21 protein-coding genes are annotated in these 15,586 nt (G+C 38.7%); all 21 read right to left on the bottom strand.

Annotated elements, in window-relative coordinates:
- Positions 1–5: 5 nt before the first annotated feature.
- The 21 genes from ACNQFZ_RS17315 to aroQ all read right to left on the bottom strand — a co-directional run bounded on the left by ACNQFZ_RS17315 (position 6) and on the right by aroQ (position 15,571).
- A complete protein-coding gene (locus ACNQFZ_RS17315) occupies positions 6–602 on the bottom strand; it encodes a hypothetical protein (RefSeq protein WP_458412551.1) in 597 nt (198 codons plus the stop codon).
- Positions 603–1,286: 684 nt separating this feature from the next.
- Positions 1,287–2,171: a polyprenyl synthetase family protein gene (locus tag ACNQFZ_RS17310; protein WP_458412550.1), complete on the bottom strand. Its 885-nt coding sequence runs from the start codon at positions 2,169–2,171 to the stop codon at positions 1,287–1,289.
- Positions 2,168–2,410, bottom strand: a complete 243-nt coding sequence (locus ACNQFZ_RS17305) for an exodeoxyribonuclease VII small subunit (protein WP_458412549.1) — start codon at positions 2,408–2,410, stop codon at positions 2,168–2,170. The genes ACNQFZ_RS17310 and ACNQFZ_RS17305 overlap by 4 nt, the downstream gene beginning before the upstream one ends.
- Positions 2,407–3,759, bottom strand: a complete 1,353-nt coding sequence (gene xseA / locus ACNQFZ_RS17300; RefSeq protein WP_458412548.1) for an exodeoxyribonuclease VII large subunit — start codon at positions 3,757–3,759, stop codon at positions 2,407–2,409. Before xseA ends, ACNQFZ_RS17305 begins: the two co-directional genes overlap by 4 nt.
- Entirely contained in the window at positions 3,756–4,616 is an 861-nt protein-coding gene (gene folD, locus ACNQFZ_RS17295; protein ID WP_458412547.1) for a bifunctional methylenetetrahydrofolate dehydrogenase/methenyltetrahydrofolate cyclohydrolase FolD, read from the bottom strand. The genes xseA and folD overlap by 4 nt, the downstream gene beginning before the upstream one ends.
- Before the next feature lie 16 nt (positions 4,617–4,632).
- Entirely contained in the window at positions 4,633–5,028 is a 396-nt protein-coding gene (nusB, locus tag ACNQFZ_RS17290) for a transcription antitermination factor NusB (RefSeq protein ID WP_458412546.1), read from the bottom strand.
- A 122-nt stretch (positions 5,029–5,150) separates the two neighbouring features.
- Positions 5,151–5,552, bottom strand: a complete 402-nt coding sequence (locus tag ACNQFZ_RS17285) for an Asp23/Gls24 family envelope stress response protein (protein WP_458412545.1) — start codon at positions 5,550–5,552, stop codon at positions 5,151–5,153.
- A 36-nt stretch (positions 5,553–5,588) separates the two neighbouring features.
- Positions 5,589–6,950 carry an acetyl-CoA carboxylase biotin carboxylase subunit gene (gene accC, locus ACNQFZ_RS17280; protein WP_458412544.1) on the bottom strand — a complete coding sequence of 454 codons (1,362 nt, stop codon included), beginning with the start codon at positions 6,948–6,950 and terminating at the stop codon, positions 5,589–5,591.
- Positions 6,951–6,961: 11 nt separating this feature from the next.
- Positions 6,962–7,474, bottom strand: a complete 513-nt coding sequence (accB, locus tag ACNQFZ_RS17275; RefSeq protein ID WP_458412543.1) for an acetyl-CoA carboxylase biotin carboxyl carrier protein — start codon at positions 7,472–7,474, stop codon at positions 6,962–6,964.
- A 251-nt stretch (positions 7,475–7,725) separates the two neighbouring features.
- Complete coding sequence (locus ACNQFZ_RS17270) at positions 7,726–8,298, bottom strand: SpoIIIAH-like family protein (protein WP_458412542.1); 573 nt, start codon at positions 8,296–8,298, stop codon at positions 7,726–7,728.
- On the bottom strand, positions 8,298–8,972 hold the full coding sequence (gene spoIIIAG / locus ACNQFZ_RS17265; protein ID WP_458412541.1) for a stage III sporulation protein AG: 675 nt from the start codon (positions 8,970–8,972) through the stop codon (positions 8,298–8,300). The genes ACNQFZ_RS17270 and spoIIIAG overlap by 1 nt, the downstream gene beginning before the upstream one ends.
- A gap of 3 nt (positions 8,973–8,975) precedes the next feature.
- Positions 8,976–9,596, bottom strand: coding sequence for a stage III sporulation protein AF (spoIIIAF, locus tag ACNQFZ_RS17260; RefSeq protein WP_458415434.1), 621 nt, complete (start codon positions 9,594–9,596; stop codon positions 8,976–8,978).
- A gap of 5 nt (positions 9,597–9,601) precedes the next feature.
- A complete protein-coding gene (gene spoIIIAE, locus ACNQFZ_RS17255) occupies positions 9,602–10,804 on the bottom strand; it encodes a stage III sporulation protein AE (RefSeq protein ID WP_458415433.1) in 1,203 nt (400 codons plus the stop codon).
- Between the two features lie 47 nt (positions 10,805–10,851).
- Complete coding sequence (gene spoIIIAD, locus ACNQFZ_RS17250; RefSeq protein WP_458415432.1) at positions 10,852–11,241, bottom strand: stage III sporulation protein AD; 390 nt, start codon at positions 11,239–11,241, stop codon at positions 10,852–10,854.
- Between the two features lie 14 nt (positions 11,242–11,255).
- Positions 11,256–11,459, bottom strand: a complete 204-nt coding sequence (gene spoIIIAC, locus ACNQFZ_RS17245) for a stage III sporulation protein AC (protein WP_458412540.1) — start codon at positions 11,457–11,459, stop codon at positions 11,256–11,258.
- Positions 11,460–11,480: 21 nt separating this feature from the next.
- Positions 11,481–11,996 carry a stage III sporulation protein SpoIIIAB gene (gene spoIIIAB, locus ACNQFZ_RS17240; RefSeq protein ID WP_458412539.1) on the bottom strand — a complete coding sequence of 172 codons (516 nt, stop codon included), beginning with the start codon at positions 11,994–11,996 and terminating at the stop codon, positions 11,481–11,483.
- A complete protein-coding gene (gene spoIIIAA / locus ACNQFZ_RS17235) occupies positions 11,990–12,907 on the bottom strand; it encodes a stage III sporulation protein AA (protein WP_458415431.1) in 918 nt (305 codons plus the stop codon). The genes spoIIIAB and spoIIIAA overlap by 7 nt, the downstream gene beginning before the upstream one ends.
- Before the next feature lie 100 nt (positions 12,908–13,007).
- A complete protein-coding gene (locus ACNQFZ_RS17230; protein WP_458415430.1) occupies positions 13,008–13,253 on the bottom strand; it encodes a YqhV family protein in 246 nt (81 codons plus the stop codon).
- Positions 13,254–13,433: 180 nt separating this feature from the next.
- Entirely contained in the window at positions 13,434–13,991 is a 558-nt protein-coding gene (efp, locus tag ACNQFZ_RS17225; protein WP_458412538.1) for an elongation factor P, read from the bottom strand.
- Positions 13,992–14,048: 57 nt separating this feature from the next.
- Complete coding sequence (locus tag ACNQFZ_RS17220; RefSeq protein ID WP_458412537.1) at positions 14,049–15,110, bottom strand: M24 family metallopeptidase; 1,062 nt, start codon at positions 15,108–15,110, stop codon at positions 14,049–14,051.
- 17 nt (positions 15,111–15,127) lie between these two features.
- Complete coding sequence (gene aroQ / locus ACNQFZ_RS17215) at positions 15,128–15,571, bottom strand: type II 3-dehydroquinate dehydratase (protein WP_458412536.1); 444 nt, start codon at positions 15,569–15,571, stop codon at positions 15,128–15,130.
- Between the last annotated feature and the right edge of the window lie 15 nt (positions 15,572–15,586).

Here is a 15,586-nt window from a genome sequence, read left to right as displayed (position 1 = left end):
CACTTTCATCTCTTAACTTTGCGTTTCTTCTGCTCTTTAAATAAGGTTATTTTGAATTTATCTTCAAGCTGGTATAGTAGCTGTCCAACCCGAAAAATAATATCTGTTGAATAGCGAATCGCAAATGACTTTCCAAATGCTTTCCCACTAACTGTCAACGCCGCGACAATACTTGTAAAGACAACTGATATTATATATTGAAAAGCCGAATCCTCGCCATAGCCAAATCCTGTCGTTATTTGAACAATAACAATGGCTGAAGCAGTACCGCTGATAATCCCGGAAATATCTCCAATGACATCGTTGCAAAAATTTGCAAAGCGGTCAGCATTTCTTGTAATTAATATCGCTTGCTTAGATCCTTTGACTTTTTTTGAAGCCATGGCATGAAAGGGTGTTTCATCTGCTGATGTTGAAGCAATTCCCAGTATATCAAAAAAAATTCCAACTAGCACAATAAGTAAAACGAGAATCATCCCTAAACCCCATTTTACACCACTGAGCATCATAGTTGAAATAATTGAAAAAATAGCCGCTAACACAAATGTGATAACGGCAACACTTAAACTAAAACGCATCGATTTATGTAACAGTTCTTTCATCTAATTCAAAGTCTCCTTAAAGACACGGTTCCTATGTAATTGGAGTGGTCATATACTGAGTAAAAACTGCGGCTTAGGTCCAGTAGGTTTTCCCAAGCAAGTACCAAGTGTTGCCACTTCGGCGGTTTCCCTTTAAACCCACCTTAGCTGTGTCGCCATCAGCTAGACTGGATTACCACTTAGTCCGCACTATAATCCCCAATATACGTCGAAAGGTGAACAGTCTAGGAGTTTTCCTCAGGCAGCCCTTAAACTAATTCCTAGCCTCTTTTGCAGAGTAGATTTCATATGGACACGTTCAAAAGGTCCGAGCGGCCTACTCGGTAACCTAATGCTTTAACCATAATCCCCTCTAACACCACTCAAGGCAGGCTACGCTGCTTGCAATACTTCCCGCATTGCAACTACAGGTTCATACCCCATCCCATAGGAATATGATTTAACAATATCCTACGCAAATGGGCCTCCGCGGAAGAAGGGTCAACGCCCACATGCCTTTGTGGATCGCCCTTCGACCTTAACTCCCAGCATCAACCCAAGGCTGGGCGCCTCAAGCCAACACAAGGAACTTCATCGATGTGCCCTTTAGCGGATTTTTAGGCCCGCCTTCAGAATTAGTAGACTGACTAGAATACTGCACCACTCCATTTGTTATTACTATTTTATCATAAAACGCCTAAATGCTCAATGATCACGGTTGACAATATAATCGGCAATCTCCAATAATAACGCTTTGTTGATATCAGCCTTATCAAGCCAAACCTTTGCTTGTTGTAAGTGATCTTGACATTTTTCTTTGGCACCATGTAATGTCAGTAATTTCGGGTAGGTGCTTTTCGCTTTTTCCTCGTCACTGCCAACATGCTTACCTAATTTCTCTTCATTTCCCTCGATATCTAAGATATCGTCTTTAATTTGAAAAGCTAATCCGAGATGCTTAGCAAACTGATCAAGACATTCCTGTTGTTCCTTGGAGGCTCCTGCAATGATAGCGCCTGCTACAACTGGAAAGCGAAGCAATTTACCCGTTTTATGTTCATGAATATATTCTAGTTCCGCTACTGTTAAGTTCTTGTTTTCACCTAGAAGGTCAGCAACTTGACCTCCGACCATTCCACTTGGACCGGCAGCATGAGCAAGCATCGAAATGAGCTTTCTTTTTAAATCAGCTGTCAGCTCAGTTGAATTCGCAATCACTTCAAAACTATGGGTTAACAGACCATCTCCCGCAAGTATTGCAATTGCCTCTCCGAATACTTTATGATTTGTTGGTTTTCCGCGCCGTAGATCATCATTATCCATACTAGGCAGGTCATCATGAATCAGTGAATAAGTATGGATCATTTCAAGGGCACAGGCTACGTCGAGCCCCTTTTTTTCTGATTCTCCAAAGGCAGTTAGCGTTGCAAATAAAAGAATTGGGCGAATTCGTTTACCACCAGCCTTTAGTGAATAAACCATCGATTCCTTGATGATTTCAGGTGCCTCAATCATTTCAATAAAGCCCGGCAATTTACTGTCAACCCACTGTTTTTTTTCTGTTAAATATTTGCTTAAAACTATAGTCATGCTTCTCCTCCATCTTCTTCCAAGATAAAAGGCTTTATTTCTCCATCCTCTTGAAGAATTTGCTCGATTTGTTTCTCGACATGTTGTAATTTTTGATGGCATATTTTGGACAAGCTCATGCCTTCTTGAAAATAAGCAATTGCTGCTTCTAAAGGAACATCTCCCTCTTCAAGCTTCCCAACAATTTCTTCAAGGTTTTTCATTGCTTGTTCAAAAGTCAATTTTTCCTCTGCACTCATCTCGTTTCACTCTCCTCAAGTCCCCAAACCTGGCATTCAAGACTACCGTCAGTTAAATGGACTTTCACCATTTCTCCCGGACTAATTTGTTTGACTGATTTAACTATTTTCTCGTCTGCATTGTAAACAAGACTATAGCCTCTCTCCATCACTTTTAATGGATTTAAGGCATTTAAAGCAGTAATGGTATTACTGAAGCCCATTCGTTTCTCATTTATTTGCTTTACTACAGCCCGCTCTAACTCCCTTTTCATCCGTTCTAGGCGTTCATTTTCACGGCCAATTTGAGCTCTTGGGTGTATATTCTTAAATCTCATATTTAATTGATTGTACTTTTCTTGTTTGGTTTCTAGTTTACGGCTCATTTCCTTCGTTAACTTCTCAAACAAACGGTCCAACTCTTGCTCTTTTTGTTTGATTAGCTGACCCGGATAACGGAAAGCATATGATCTCTGAAGATGCTGCAAATGTTTATTTGCTACAGATACTTTTTCATTCATAGCTCTTATAAGTCTGATTCTAGTTGTTGCAATTTTTTCAAGCAGTTCATCAATATGGGGAACGGCCAGTTCCGCTGCCCCTGTTGGAGTAGGGGCGCGGAGATCAGCAACAAAATCGGCAATTGTAAAATCCGTTTCATGTCCAACAGCCGAAATAATTGGAATCACCGATTGAAAGATGGCACGCGCTACGATTTCTTCATTAAAAGGCCAAAGATCCTCAATTGACCCCCCGCCACGTCCAGCGATAATAACATCAAAGCCACCGACTGCATTTGCAAATGAAATAGCTTTTGTAATGGAGGCTGCTGCCTGTTCCCCTTGCACTAGGACTGGAAGAATGGTAATTCGTGCAATCGGATAGCGTCTTTTTATCGTTGTTAAAATATCCCTTATCGCAGCACCTGTTGGCGATGTAATAACACCGATATGTTCCGGAAACTTCGGAATCATTTTTTTCTTTTCTTGAGCGAACAAGCCCTCATGCTCTAACCTTTTTTTCAACTCTTCATAAGCCAAATAAAGATTGCCAATTCCATCTGGCTGCATTTCTTTGGCATAAATCTGGTATTGCCCATAGGCTTCATAAACCGTTACTTCTCCACGAATCAATACCTTCATTCCGTCTTCTGGCTTAAACTTAAGATAACGATTATCACCGGCAAACATAACGCCCTGAATTCTTGCATTTTCGTCCTTCAACGTGAAATACATATGACCACGGCTATGCCATTTAAAATTGGAAAGCTCCCCCTTAATCCATACTTCCTGTAAATGTGAATCGGTGTCAAACTTCCTTTTTAAATAACGGGTTAATGCGGTAACAGTCAGAAATCTTTGTTCCGTCATGAACGAACCCCATTAGTTTGTTTAGCGGATTCAATTGTATTATATAAAAGCATCGTAATCGTTAATGGACCCACACCACCTGGAACCGGAGTAATGTAGCTGGCAACCTCTTTTGCTTCATCAAAAATGACATCGCCACATAATTTCCCTGTATCAAGTCGGTTGACACCAACATCAATGACAACGGCACCTTCTTTGATATGGTCTTTACCAATGAAGTTTGCTTTACCGACAGCAACAATTAAAATGTCAGCCAGCCTAGTTATTTCTTTCAGGTTATTTGTTCTTGAATGACAGTATGTAACGGTTGCATTTTCATTTAAGAACAGCTGCCCTACAGGTTTCCCAACAATATTACTGCGGCCAACAACGACTACATGTTTTCCTTCAATTTCAATACCCTGAAGCTGTACCATTTTTAAAATTCCAAATGGTGTACAAGAAACAAACGCCCGTTGGCCTGTCATCATTCTGCCGACATTAATCGGGTGGAACCCATCCACATCTTTTTCAGGTGAGATTCTTTCGATGACCTTTTTCTCATCAATATGACTTGGTAAAGGTAATTGCACCAAAATGCCGTGGATGGCGTCATCATTGTTTAATTCATCAATCATTTCAAGAAGCTCTGCTTCAGTTAATGTAGCAGGTACTTCAATAGAACGATTATAAATGCCTACTTCCTCGCAGCCTTTTTTCTTCCCCTTAACATAGGAATGGGAAGCAGGGTCGTCTCCAACAAGGATTACAGCTAATCCAGGTGTAATGCCCTGTTCTTTTAGCTTATTTACTTCAACTTTCATTTCCTCTCGCAATTGTGTTGCTACTTCTTTTCCACTAATAATGATTGCTGTCATGTCTCTTCCCCCAATATTAATTCTGTTCAAGTTTATTTTTTATTTTTGATAGTACACTGTTAATAAATTTACTGGAGTGGTCATCTCCAAATTTTTTGGCTAATTCAATCGCCTCATCCATTGAAACGCTATATGGAATGTCATCCAAAAACATCATCTCATATGTAGCCATTCGTAAAATGGCCCTATCAATATTGCCTAACCGTGCAATTGTCCATTTTTCCAGATTCGCACTAATAAGTTGATCTATTTCATTCAGATTTTGTATCGTACCAGTTACTAAATTCTCCAAAAAGCGGTCAATTTGTTCGTCTTCGTGAACATAACGGATGGCTTCGATTGGTTCAATCTGACTACGGTCTATTTGAAATAACGATTGTAAAGCTTTTTCTCTAGCTGTTCTTCTATTCATTCAATAACTTCCTTTCAACATTATAGAAAGATGATACCATAAAATGACACAATTTTTAACAACACCCAAAAAAAAGCCAAGGAGATTGCATTCCCCTCGGCTCAAAAAAAGTAATCTTTAGTTTAATATGCTGGTTCTTCTTCATCAGCCTTTTGCTCAAACTGTACACCCACAACATGAATGTTAATTTCATTCACTTCAAGTGCAGTCATATTGAGTAAAGCTTGGCGGATGTTGTCTTGGATTTTCTTGGCGACATCTGGAATGGAAACCCCAAACTGCATGACGACATAGGCATCAATCAAAATACCTTCTTCGCTAAGTTCAACCTTAATGCCTTTACCATGGGATTTTCTGCCGAGCTTTTCGGCAACGCCTGTTGCGAAATTTCCACGCATTGAAGCAACGCCTTCTACTTCAGAAGAAGCAATTCCAGCAATTACCTCAATTACTTCGGGAGCAATTTCCACCTTTCCAAGACTTGTAGAGTGCTCTGTCATGTCAATTAATTGATTCTCAGACATGTCAACAGCTCCTTTCCTGTAACCTTTTCATAAGTATTACTTTTTCTCCGTTAAATCATACTTCTCAAGGAATTTTGTGTTAAAATCAGCTTCCACAAATTTCTCATGATTTAATAATCGTAGATGGAAAGGAATGGTTGTGTCAATACCTTCAATAACAAATTCACTTAATGCACGCTTCATTCTTGCAATGGCTTCTTCACGAGTTTCTCCATAGGCAATAAGTTTAGCAACCATTGAATCGTAGAATGGTGGAATCTTATATCCTGGATATACTGCAGAATCAACACGTACTCCAAAGCCGCCTGGCGGCAAGTACATTTTTACCTCGCCTGGTGATGGCATGAAGTTTTTATCAGGATTCTCCGCATTGATGCGGCATTCAATTGCCCAGCCTTCAAATTTCACATCTTCTTGCTTCAGCGATAATTCTTCACCATTTGCTACGCGGATCATGGCTTTAATTAAATCGACCCCTGTTACCATTTCTGTAACCGGATGCTCAACTTGAATTCTTGTGTTCATTTCCATGAAGTAGAATTTCTTATTATTATAGTCGTAAATGAACTCAACTGTTCCAGCGCCGGAGTAGTTAACAGCTTTTGCTGCCTTTACAGCTGCTTCGCCCATCTCTGCTCTTGTCTGTTCATCAATAGCAGGTGATGGAGTTTCTTCAAGAAGCTTTTGCATACGGCGTTGAACTGTACAGTCACGTTCACCTAAATGAATAACATTACCATGATTGTCTGCCATGATTTGAATTTCACAATGACGGAAATCCTCGATATATTTTTCAAGATAAATTCCAGGGTTGCCAAATGCTGCAGCTGCTTCTTTTTGAGTTACATTGATACCCTTTACAAGCTCTTCCTCATTAAGGGCAACACGAATTCCTTTACCTCCGCCGCCTGCAGTCGCTTTAATAATAACTGGGTATCCCCCGATAATATCGCTGACAACCTTTTTCGCATCCTCAATAGTTTCAACGATTCCTACAGAACCTGGAACAACTGGAACGCCGGCTTTTTTCATCGTTTCCTTCGCTACGTCCTTCGTACCCATAGCTTGGATTGCTTCTGGACTTGGACCAACCCAAATCACATTGCTGTCACGGCAAAGCTCTGCGAAATCAGCATTTTCAGCTAAAAATCCATAGCCGGGATGAATTGCATCTGAATTCGTCATTTTAGCAACCGTAATCAGATTTGTTTTATTTAAATAGCTGTCTTTTGAAGCAACAGGTCCGATACAATAGGCCTCATCAGCTAATTGTACATGAAGAGCCTCTTTATCGCCTTCTGAATACACAGCTACCGTTTCAATGCCTAATTCTTTACATGCCCGAATAATCCGGACAGCAATTTCTCCTCTATTTGCAATCAATAGTTTTTTAATCACCTATAGGCCTCCTATTCAGCTTTAACAAGAAATAATGGTTGACCATATTCAACTAACTGGCCGTTTTTAACAAGGATTTCCACGATTTCTCCCTTAACCTCAGCTTCAATTTCATTGAATAGTTTCATCGCTTCAACAATACAAACAACTGATTCTGGGTTAACTTTATCGCCAACTTTAACATAATCATCTTCATCCGGAGATGGAGCTGCATAGAAAGTACCTACCATCGGTGAAACGATTTTGTGTAAATTTGCATCATCAACGTTTGCACTAGCTTCAGCAGCCTTTGGTGCTTCAGCCTTTGGCTCTTCTGCTTTTGGTGCCTCAGCTTTTGGTGCAGGTGCTGCCTGAACTTGTGGTGCTGCAACTGGTGCTTGAACAACTTCTGGTGCTACAGCATACGTTACACCACTATTTTTTCTTAGTTTAATTTTGCAATCTTTTTCCTCGTAAGTTAATTCACTGATTGATGAACCATCAACTAATTTAATGAGTTCTCTAATTTCTTGGACTTTTAACAAAGTACTACACTCCTTTACCCCTGTGAAAGTTAATTTTTTAATGTTATTTTATAAAGAGAATTGAATACAATTTTCCTCATATACACTACTATACGAATCTTTGATTTTAAATTCAACAATATATCGTTAGATTCGTAATATTTTGACACCTTTTTCTCTTTTACAACAAAATATTATAACCCTAAATTTTTATAATATTAATAATAATTAAAGCGAACTGATGATTATCAGTTCGCTTTTTCAATAAATTTCTATTTAATTGGTTGGAACTCTACAGCTACCTTTTTCGGTCCAAGTTCGTCATGAACTAAACGCATAATTTCATTAGCAGCAGTAGTTGAGCCTTCTTTCGCTTTGACAATGACACGTACCTGATCCTCTTCCGCTTTCACAAGGGCATCAGCATAATTTTCATTGGCTAGAATCATTGTTTCTAAGATTGCTTCCTTTGCTGCAAACGTTTGTAGATTTTCCATCTTGTCTAGAGCTTCACTTCTTTTTTCTGCTGTTACATCTTTTGAAGCAACAATCGCTTGTAGTTCTTCTTTTTCTTGGGCACGTTGATCATCAATTTCCATTCGTAACGCAGTAAAGATATCATCAGAAGAGATGCCAGAAGTTGCTTTTCCATCCTGCATTTCCTCAATTGATACTGCAACGCCTTTATCTGCGGCTGCTTTTTGTTCTTTCGCTGCTCCTTCTTCTGTTGTTACGATGGCATATTCATCAGATTGCTTCATCGGTGTTGTAATGTAAAATACTGATAATACAACTACTAAACTTACCATTGTTAATAACCATACAGTTTGCTTTTTCAATAACATTATGAATCCCCCTTAATTTTTTTTGGTAATACCGACACGCGATGGTTTGGTACATCTAACACTCTTGTTACAGCTTCAATGATCATTTGTTTCACTTTTAAATTTTCAGCACCTTTTGCTACAACAAGTACACCTCTTATTTCTGGCTTTTTCGTTTTTAGAATAATTGGCCCTTCCTGCTCTCCGTTACGAACAATGACTACTTGTTCATCTCGGGACATATCCTCAACGGTCCGTTTTCCCCCCTCACGGTCAACTTCATCAGTTTGTTGACTTTGAACAACTGAATTTTTTTCAAGGACTTTTGTTTCAGTTGCATCGAGGTTAATCATCACCGTCACATCTTCTACACCAACAATATGTTCAAGTGCGTCCTTCAGTTGATTTTCATATGTAGCTTCATAATCAGAGATTTCACCTGAACCCTCTGGTTTTTTTTGACCAAAGACAGCTGCATCTTTTTCAACTGAGTTCACTGACCCTAATACAGGCGCTGCAGTTTCTGAAGAGGATTGGGAATGTAATAGATTGCTAATGAGCATAAAGGCAATGCCAATGGCTAAAAGTATTAGCAGGTATTTCTGATAATTTTTATCTTTCGGTTGATCAACATCTGCTTGGCGGCTAAATAATCCTTTTAACCAACTCCCGAAATCATCCTTTTTTTTATTCATTTCTTACATCTCCCCTCCCTCCATAACTACATTTACTTTATCCTGATCAAGCTGCCAGTTTTCAGCTAAAAAGGCTTCGACAGCGGATAAATTACTCTTTTCATCCTTTGAAACCGGGATGGTTGTATCAATTCTTATATCTTTGACAGCCGGTATGCTTTCCAGATTACCCTTGGGATTTTCACGCTTTACAGTTACATCCACTCCTTCCAGGTCTCGTGAAGATAAGTTTTCAACATTTTCAGAAAATTGAAGATGAACAGCTTCAACCTTTAATCCATAATCACGCATCAACTCCACCTCCACCATCGATTTCATCTGGACAGCCATTTCTTCTAAAATATATGCACGTTGTGAGGCTTGTATTTCTTTTTTCTTATTTTCTATTAAATTTTCTACTTCTTTTTTTTCTTCTACTGTTGGAAATTTGAATGCTGCCAAGATATCTTCCAAATCTGTATTAAAAATTTTTAAAATTGGATTTAAAATAATCACAATTAATAAAAGGCCAATCACCATTTTTGTATAACGCTGCATATTCGAGTTTGGCAATAATAAATCAATAATGATAGCTAATAGAACAAACAAAATAATATTTGTAACCCATGTCGTTAAAAATTGCATCATGATCACCTCATCATCATCGAAATATTTCCAGCAGAAACGATGATTGTGATTGCCAAGAAAAACATAATCGAGACAATTGCCAGTGCCGCAAATACGTAAATCACACTTTTACTAATAATATCCAAACACTGAATAATGGCGCCGCCGCCAAGAGGCTGGAGGAGTGCTGCAGCCGCCTTGTAAATAAAAGCGAGTATTAATACCTTCACAGCCGGAAAAACAGCCAAAATAAGAATGATTGCTACTCCGACTAACCCAATTGTATTTTTTAATAACACGGATGCTCCTAAAATGGTATCAGCCGCGTCAGTAAGCGTCCGTCCAAAAACAGGGACTACATTGTTTGTCACAAATTTTGCTGTGCGAATCGTGATTCCATCTGATACGGAAACAGCTGCTCCCTGGACAGAAAGAACACCTAAAAATATGGTTAAAAAAGTTCCTAAAATCCAGATAGCAATATTTCTCATCAATCCCGCCAGCTGCGTTACTTTATAATGGTCCGTGAGTGTGCTGACAATACTTAAAACCGTCGCTAAAAATAATAGCGGCAGTGTAATGTTATTGATGATTAAACCACTCGTATGGACAAGAAAAATGATAATAGGATGAAAAAACGATACGGATGCCAAACTACCAAGGGAAGCGATTAATCCTAATAACAAAGGAATGAGTGCAATCATGAAGTTCATCATATTATGAATCGCTGTTTCGGCATAGCTAACAGCGACATGAAAACTATTTAGTGCTAAAATAATCAACACCATAAAGACGATTGAGTTCGCAATCTTACTTACCACATGGTGTTCAAAGGCATTTTGAATAGATTGCAGAACAAGACTAAAAATTGTTAGCATAATCAGCGTGCCAAGAAGTTTTCCATTGGCAAATAACTCTTGAAGGATGAACTTCACCAACCCCTTCAACCATTCCTGTGCAGAAAACTGCTTGTCCCCTTTCACAAAATCCATAAAAGACCCCTTTTGACTTTCGGGTAAAAATCCACCGTATTCATGAACGATATCTTCCCAGTATTGTTTCACTTCATCAATTCCAAGTTTTTCAAGCTCTTGGTCAATCAAATTCCGTTCAACCTCTGTTGGGGTGGTTGAGGCTTGTACAACGAAAGGTGAAAATAGGATAAATGCAAATATTGCCCCCGCCAAAGCAGCTACTATAGTTTTAGACAGTTTACCTTCACTAATAGAGAGCAATTTTTTCACCTCAACTTTCTATGTTCAAAAACATTTTATTAAGACGGAATCAATGAAATAATCGTTTCAATAATTACGGTTAAAATCGGGATGGCCATGACAAGAATGAGGATTTTTCCGGCCATTTCGATTTTAGACGCAATCGCTCCTTGTCCGGCATCTTTTGTAATTTGCGCCCCAAATTCTGCTATATAGGCAATACCAATAATTTTTAGGATGGTTTCCACATACATCATATTGACATTCGCAGTAATGGCAATTCGTTCAAGCATCCGAATAATTTCATAGATTTGATCAACGAGAAAAAGAAAAATTGCAATACTTACGAAAATGACCAACATGGAAGCAAACGCTGGTTTTTGTTCTTTAATAATTAACGCTAAAAAAGTTGCAATGAGTGCTACACCCACAATTTGTAATATTTCAATGACAGCCCCCTCCTCTACTGAAAAAGAAAGACACCCTTAATCTTGATAAATAAATCCTGGAGCTTTGTGATAACCAAAAATAAAATATAAATAAAAGCAATTAGTGTAACCCAATGGGCAAATTCTTCTTTTCCCATTTGTTTAAAAATCGTATGAAGAAAGGCGGTAATGATTCCGATACCTGCTACATGAAAAATGATACTTGGATTAAACTCCATCAACTTCTCCCCCTAAAGCTACTACATCAGTAAAATGACAATTAACAGCCCAGATAAAAATCCGAGATTTTTGACCATTTTTTCGTATCGCCCTTGTTTCTCCCGCGCATCATTTTCTTCTCGTTCAAGATGTACGAGTGTCAAGCGGATATGTTTTTGCTGATGTTCCCGATCGTGCTGGCCTAATGTTTCGCCAAATTGCCGTAATACCTCATATTCACCTTGTCCAAAAGCAGTCCATTTCCAACATTCATCAAGGCTTTCTTTCCAAGCAACGCTCACATACGTCTCCCCTTTGGATAAGCGTTTTGCAAAGCCTTTAAAAATCAGTGACAACGGATTTTCAAACTGTTCCGCCAAATGGGAGCAGGCTTCACTTAAAGTGACATGTCCATACATGATTTCTGCTTCAAGTGATTGAAGAGCAACTTTTAGTTGTCTCAATTGTCTTGGCCTTTCACTTAGCCTTTTCGCTAGTTCAAATCCAAACCAAGTAGTGGCAATAATAATAAAAATGGATCCAATTATTTTCAACAATGTCTCTCACTCATTTCTTTTGTAAAAATGACCTCGCCATTTTTATTGTGAATTGAGTTCACCGTACCAGGTCCATAAGTTCTTGATAATCCTACGTACCTTTCAAACACTTTTAGCTCCATCAGAGATTTTAGTGATGGTCGTCTGTACAGATCATCAAGATTAGACCCATGAACCGTAACAAAAAGAACAACACCTGCATTCACAGCTTCTAAAATAGCCTCTATATCTTCCACTCTTCCAATTTCATCGACAATCAGGATGTCAGGACTCATCGATCGAATTAACATCATCATCCCTTCAGCTTTTGGACAGGCATCCAAAACATCAAGCCTTGGTCCAAACTGATGCTGCGGTATTCCTTTCACACAGCCGGCAATTTCAGAGCGTTCGTCAACAATCCCCACCTTATACGACGGGATATCACGTTCATAAATACCAGTACTCATTACTCTGGCCATATCCCGTAAAAGCGTTGTTTTACCTGTTTGCGGAGAACCAAAGATGATGGTGTTCATCCATTTTCCATTAAATAAGTAGGGAATAAAAGGCTCAGAAATTCCAATTTTCTCTTTCGCAATTCGGATATTAAATGAAGTTACGTCCTTAACCGCCTTTACCTGTCCTTTATCAGTAATAACTTTTCCAGCTAAACCAACGCGATGCCCACCCCGAATCGTAATAAAGCCGCGGCGCAGTTCCTCTTCCAACGTATAGATTGAATAATCACTAAGTTTATTCAGCAAATTTAGTCCATCTTGTTTTGTTACAATATAGCCATTTGGATAATAAGGCTCCCCTTCAATCACTAGCTCAAGCGGACGGTCAATTCTTATGCGAATTTCTTCAATTTTTTCTTGAATAGATTTGGAATACTGGCAAATTCTTTCTACAATTGTTTTTGGTAGCATTTCCAGTACTTCTTCAAACACCAGCCGTTCCTCCTCATTTTTTATTCTTTTACTGAAAATTTATGCATGTCCGCTCCGTTTATGACAAAATCCTAGAATCCTATTTGTAAATTCCATATAAGATTAATGCAACACCTAAACCAATAAACAGCAATTTAGATAATGACAGCTCATCAGCCAAATTGATAAGCCCAATGCTCATTGTCGTGATTAATATGGTTGGACCAACAACCGCTAAAAACGCGTTCACAGCCAAAGCCTTTCGAACATCATTCAAAAATAGCATCGTAATCGCTGCCGACAATTCAATTAATGCCGATAAAATACGCAATCCCGCCATTGACATCACAGCTGTGTCAAGGAGTGCAAACCACCGTCTCAAATTGTTCTCCCCCTATTTATCTGATGCAAACATTACTCTCTTCTCACTTTAAATATTTATGACAAGCTTTTTATTTTAGAATAAAAAAAACAGAGGAGAACAATCTCTCCTCTGTTTTTTAAAATACTTTTTTATTCAAGTCACTTATGCTCTTGATACATATTTACCGTCAGCAGTATTGATAATTAACATATCGCCTTCGTTTACGAATAATGGAACTTGAACAACTAATCCTGTCTCTACTGTAGCCGCTTTTGTTACGTTAGAAGCAGTATCACCTTTAATGCCTGGCTCAGTTTCAGCAACTTTTAATTCAACAGTATTTGGAAGTTGAACCCCAAGTGTCTCTCCTTGGAATGAAATAATCTGTACTTCCATGTTTTCTTTTAAGAATTTAAGTTCATGCTCGATTGATGCTGAACTTAACTCGATTTGCTCGTATGATTCATTATCCATGAATGTATGAACATCACCGCTGGCATAAAGATACTGCATACGACGGTTTTCAATGCGTGCTTTGGCAACTTTTTCACCGGCACGGAATGTTTTTTCTTGAACTGCACCAGTACGTAAATTTCTTAATTTAGAGCGAACAAATGCCGCACCCTTACCAGGCTTTACATGTTGGAATTCAATAACCTGCCAAATGCCGCCATCTACTTCAATTGTTAAACCAGTTCTAAAATCGTTTACAGATACCATTGGAAAAATCCTCCTAAATGTGATTGTAGTGTAGTAGTAAAGATGATAAATGCGTATTTATAATTGTATTAATTGCTTCGGAGACTGCGTTAAGGCAGCATTCCCATCTTTTGTAATGACAATATCATCTTCGATGCGGACTCCGCCAACACCTTGCAGATAAATTCCCGGTTCGACAGTTACAACCATTCCGGGTACAAGTACAGTGTCTGATTTCATTGATAAGGCAGGCCCTTCATGGATATCAAGTCCAATCCCATGTCCAGTAGAGTGTCCAAAATAATCGCCATAACCTTTTTCGGCAATATAATCCCTAGTTAAAGCATCAGCCTGTTTTCCGGTCATACCCGCTCTTACTCCATTCATTCCACGGAGCTGAGCTTGTAGGACAATATCATAAATATTTTTTAAATCATCACTTATTTCACCAACTGCGACAGTTCTAGTAATGTCAGAACAATAGCCCTTGTAATAAGCCCCAAAATCAAGTGTTACAAGTTCACCGGTATTGATTACTTTATTAGAAGCAACGCCATGCGGCAAGGCGGAGCGCTCACCAGACGCTACAATCGTATCAAATGACGATGATGTTGCCCCAAGTTTTCTCATATAAAATTCAAGTTCATTTGAGACTACAAGTTCCGTTACACCAGGCTTAATAACTTTAAGGATATGTTCAAATGCTTGATCAGCGATTGCTGCTGCTTCTTTCAATATCTGGATTTCGTCCTCGCACTTTATTAAACGAAGTGATTCAATCATACCTGAAGTAGGGACCAACTGCGCTGATACTATATTATCATATAGTTTATATGTACCATACGTCATTTCGTCTTGTTCAAAGCCCAGTTTTTTGATTCCTAATTCTTTTACAAGACTGGCAACTTCTTCATGAATGGGACCTTTATGTTGAACAATCTCATAGTTTTTCACTTGATTTTTTGCCTGTTCAACATAGCGAAAATCAGTGATAAATACTGCTTTTGTTAATGAAATGACAACAATTCCAGCAGTCCCCGTAAATCCCGTCATATATCTACGGTTTTTGCTATTCGTAATGAGCAACCCATCCAAACCGAATTCATTTAATTTTTCACGAATCTGTTTAAGACGATCCATATTGACCATCCCTTCAATCAGTTTTTGCTAGCTAGCATTTCCTTAAAAGCAATGACCGCTAATTTATAGCCTGTAATCCCAAGACCAACAATTTGTCCTTCACATACCGGCGCAAGCACCGATTTGTGTCTAAACTCTTCGCGCTTATGTACATTTGATATATGGACTTCAATGACTGGTACATCGACACTGGCAATCGCATCGCGAATTGCATAACTATAATGAGTAAACGCGCCTGGATTTAAAATAATACCGGCAAAATTGTTTCTTGCTTCGTGAATTGCATCAATAATGCTTCCCTCATGGTTAGATTGAAAGCAGGATAATTCAAGACCTTCTCCTTCGGCAAATTCACTAAGCTGTTCCTCAATATCCTTTAAAGTAGTCCGCCCATAAATTTCAGGCTCGCGCAAACCGAGCAGATTTAGATTTGGACCATTGATGAGGAGTAACTTTGACATGGTAAAACCCCTTTA

The organism is Schinkia acidoalkalinis (assembly GCF_054301215.1).
The sequence above is the reverse complement of the archived record's forward strand: the minus strand, read 5'-3'. Positions and strand labels throughout refer to the sequence as shown.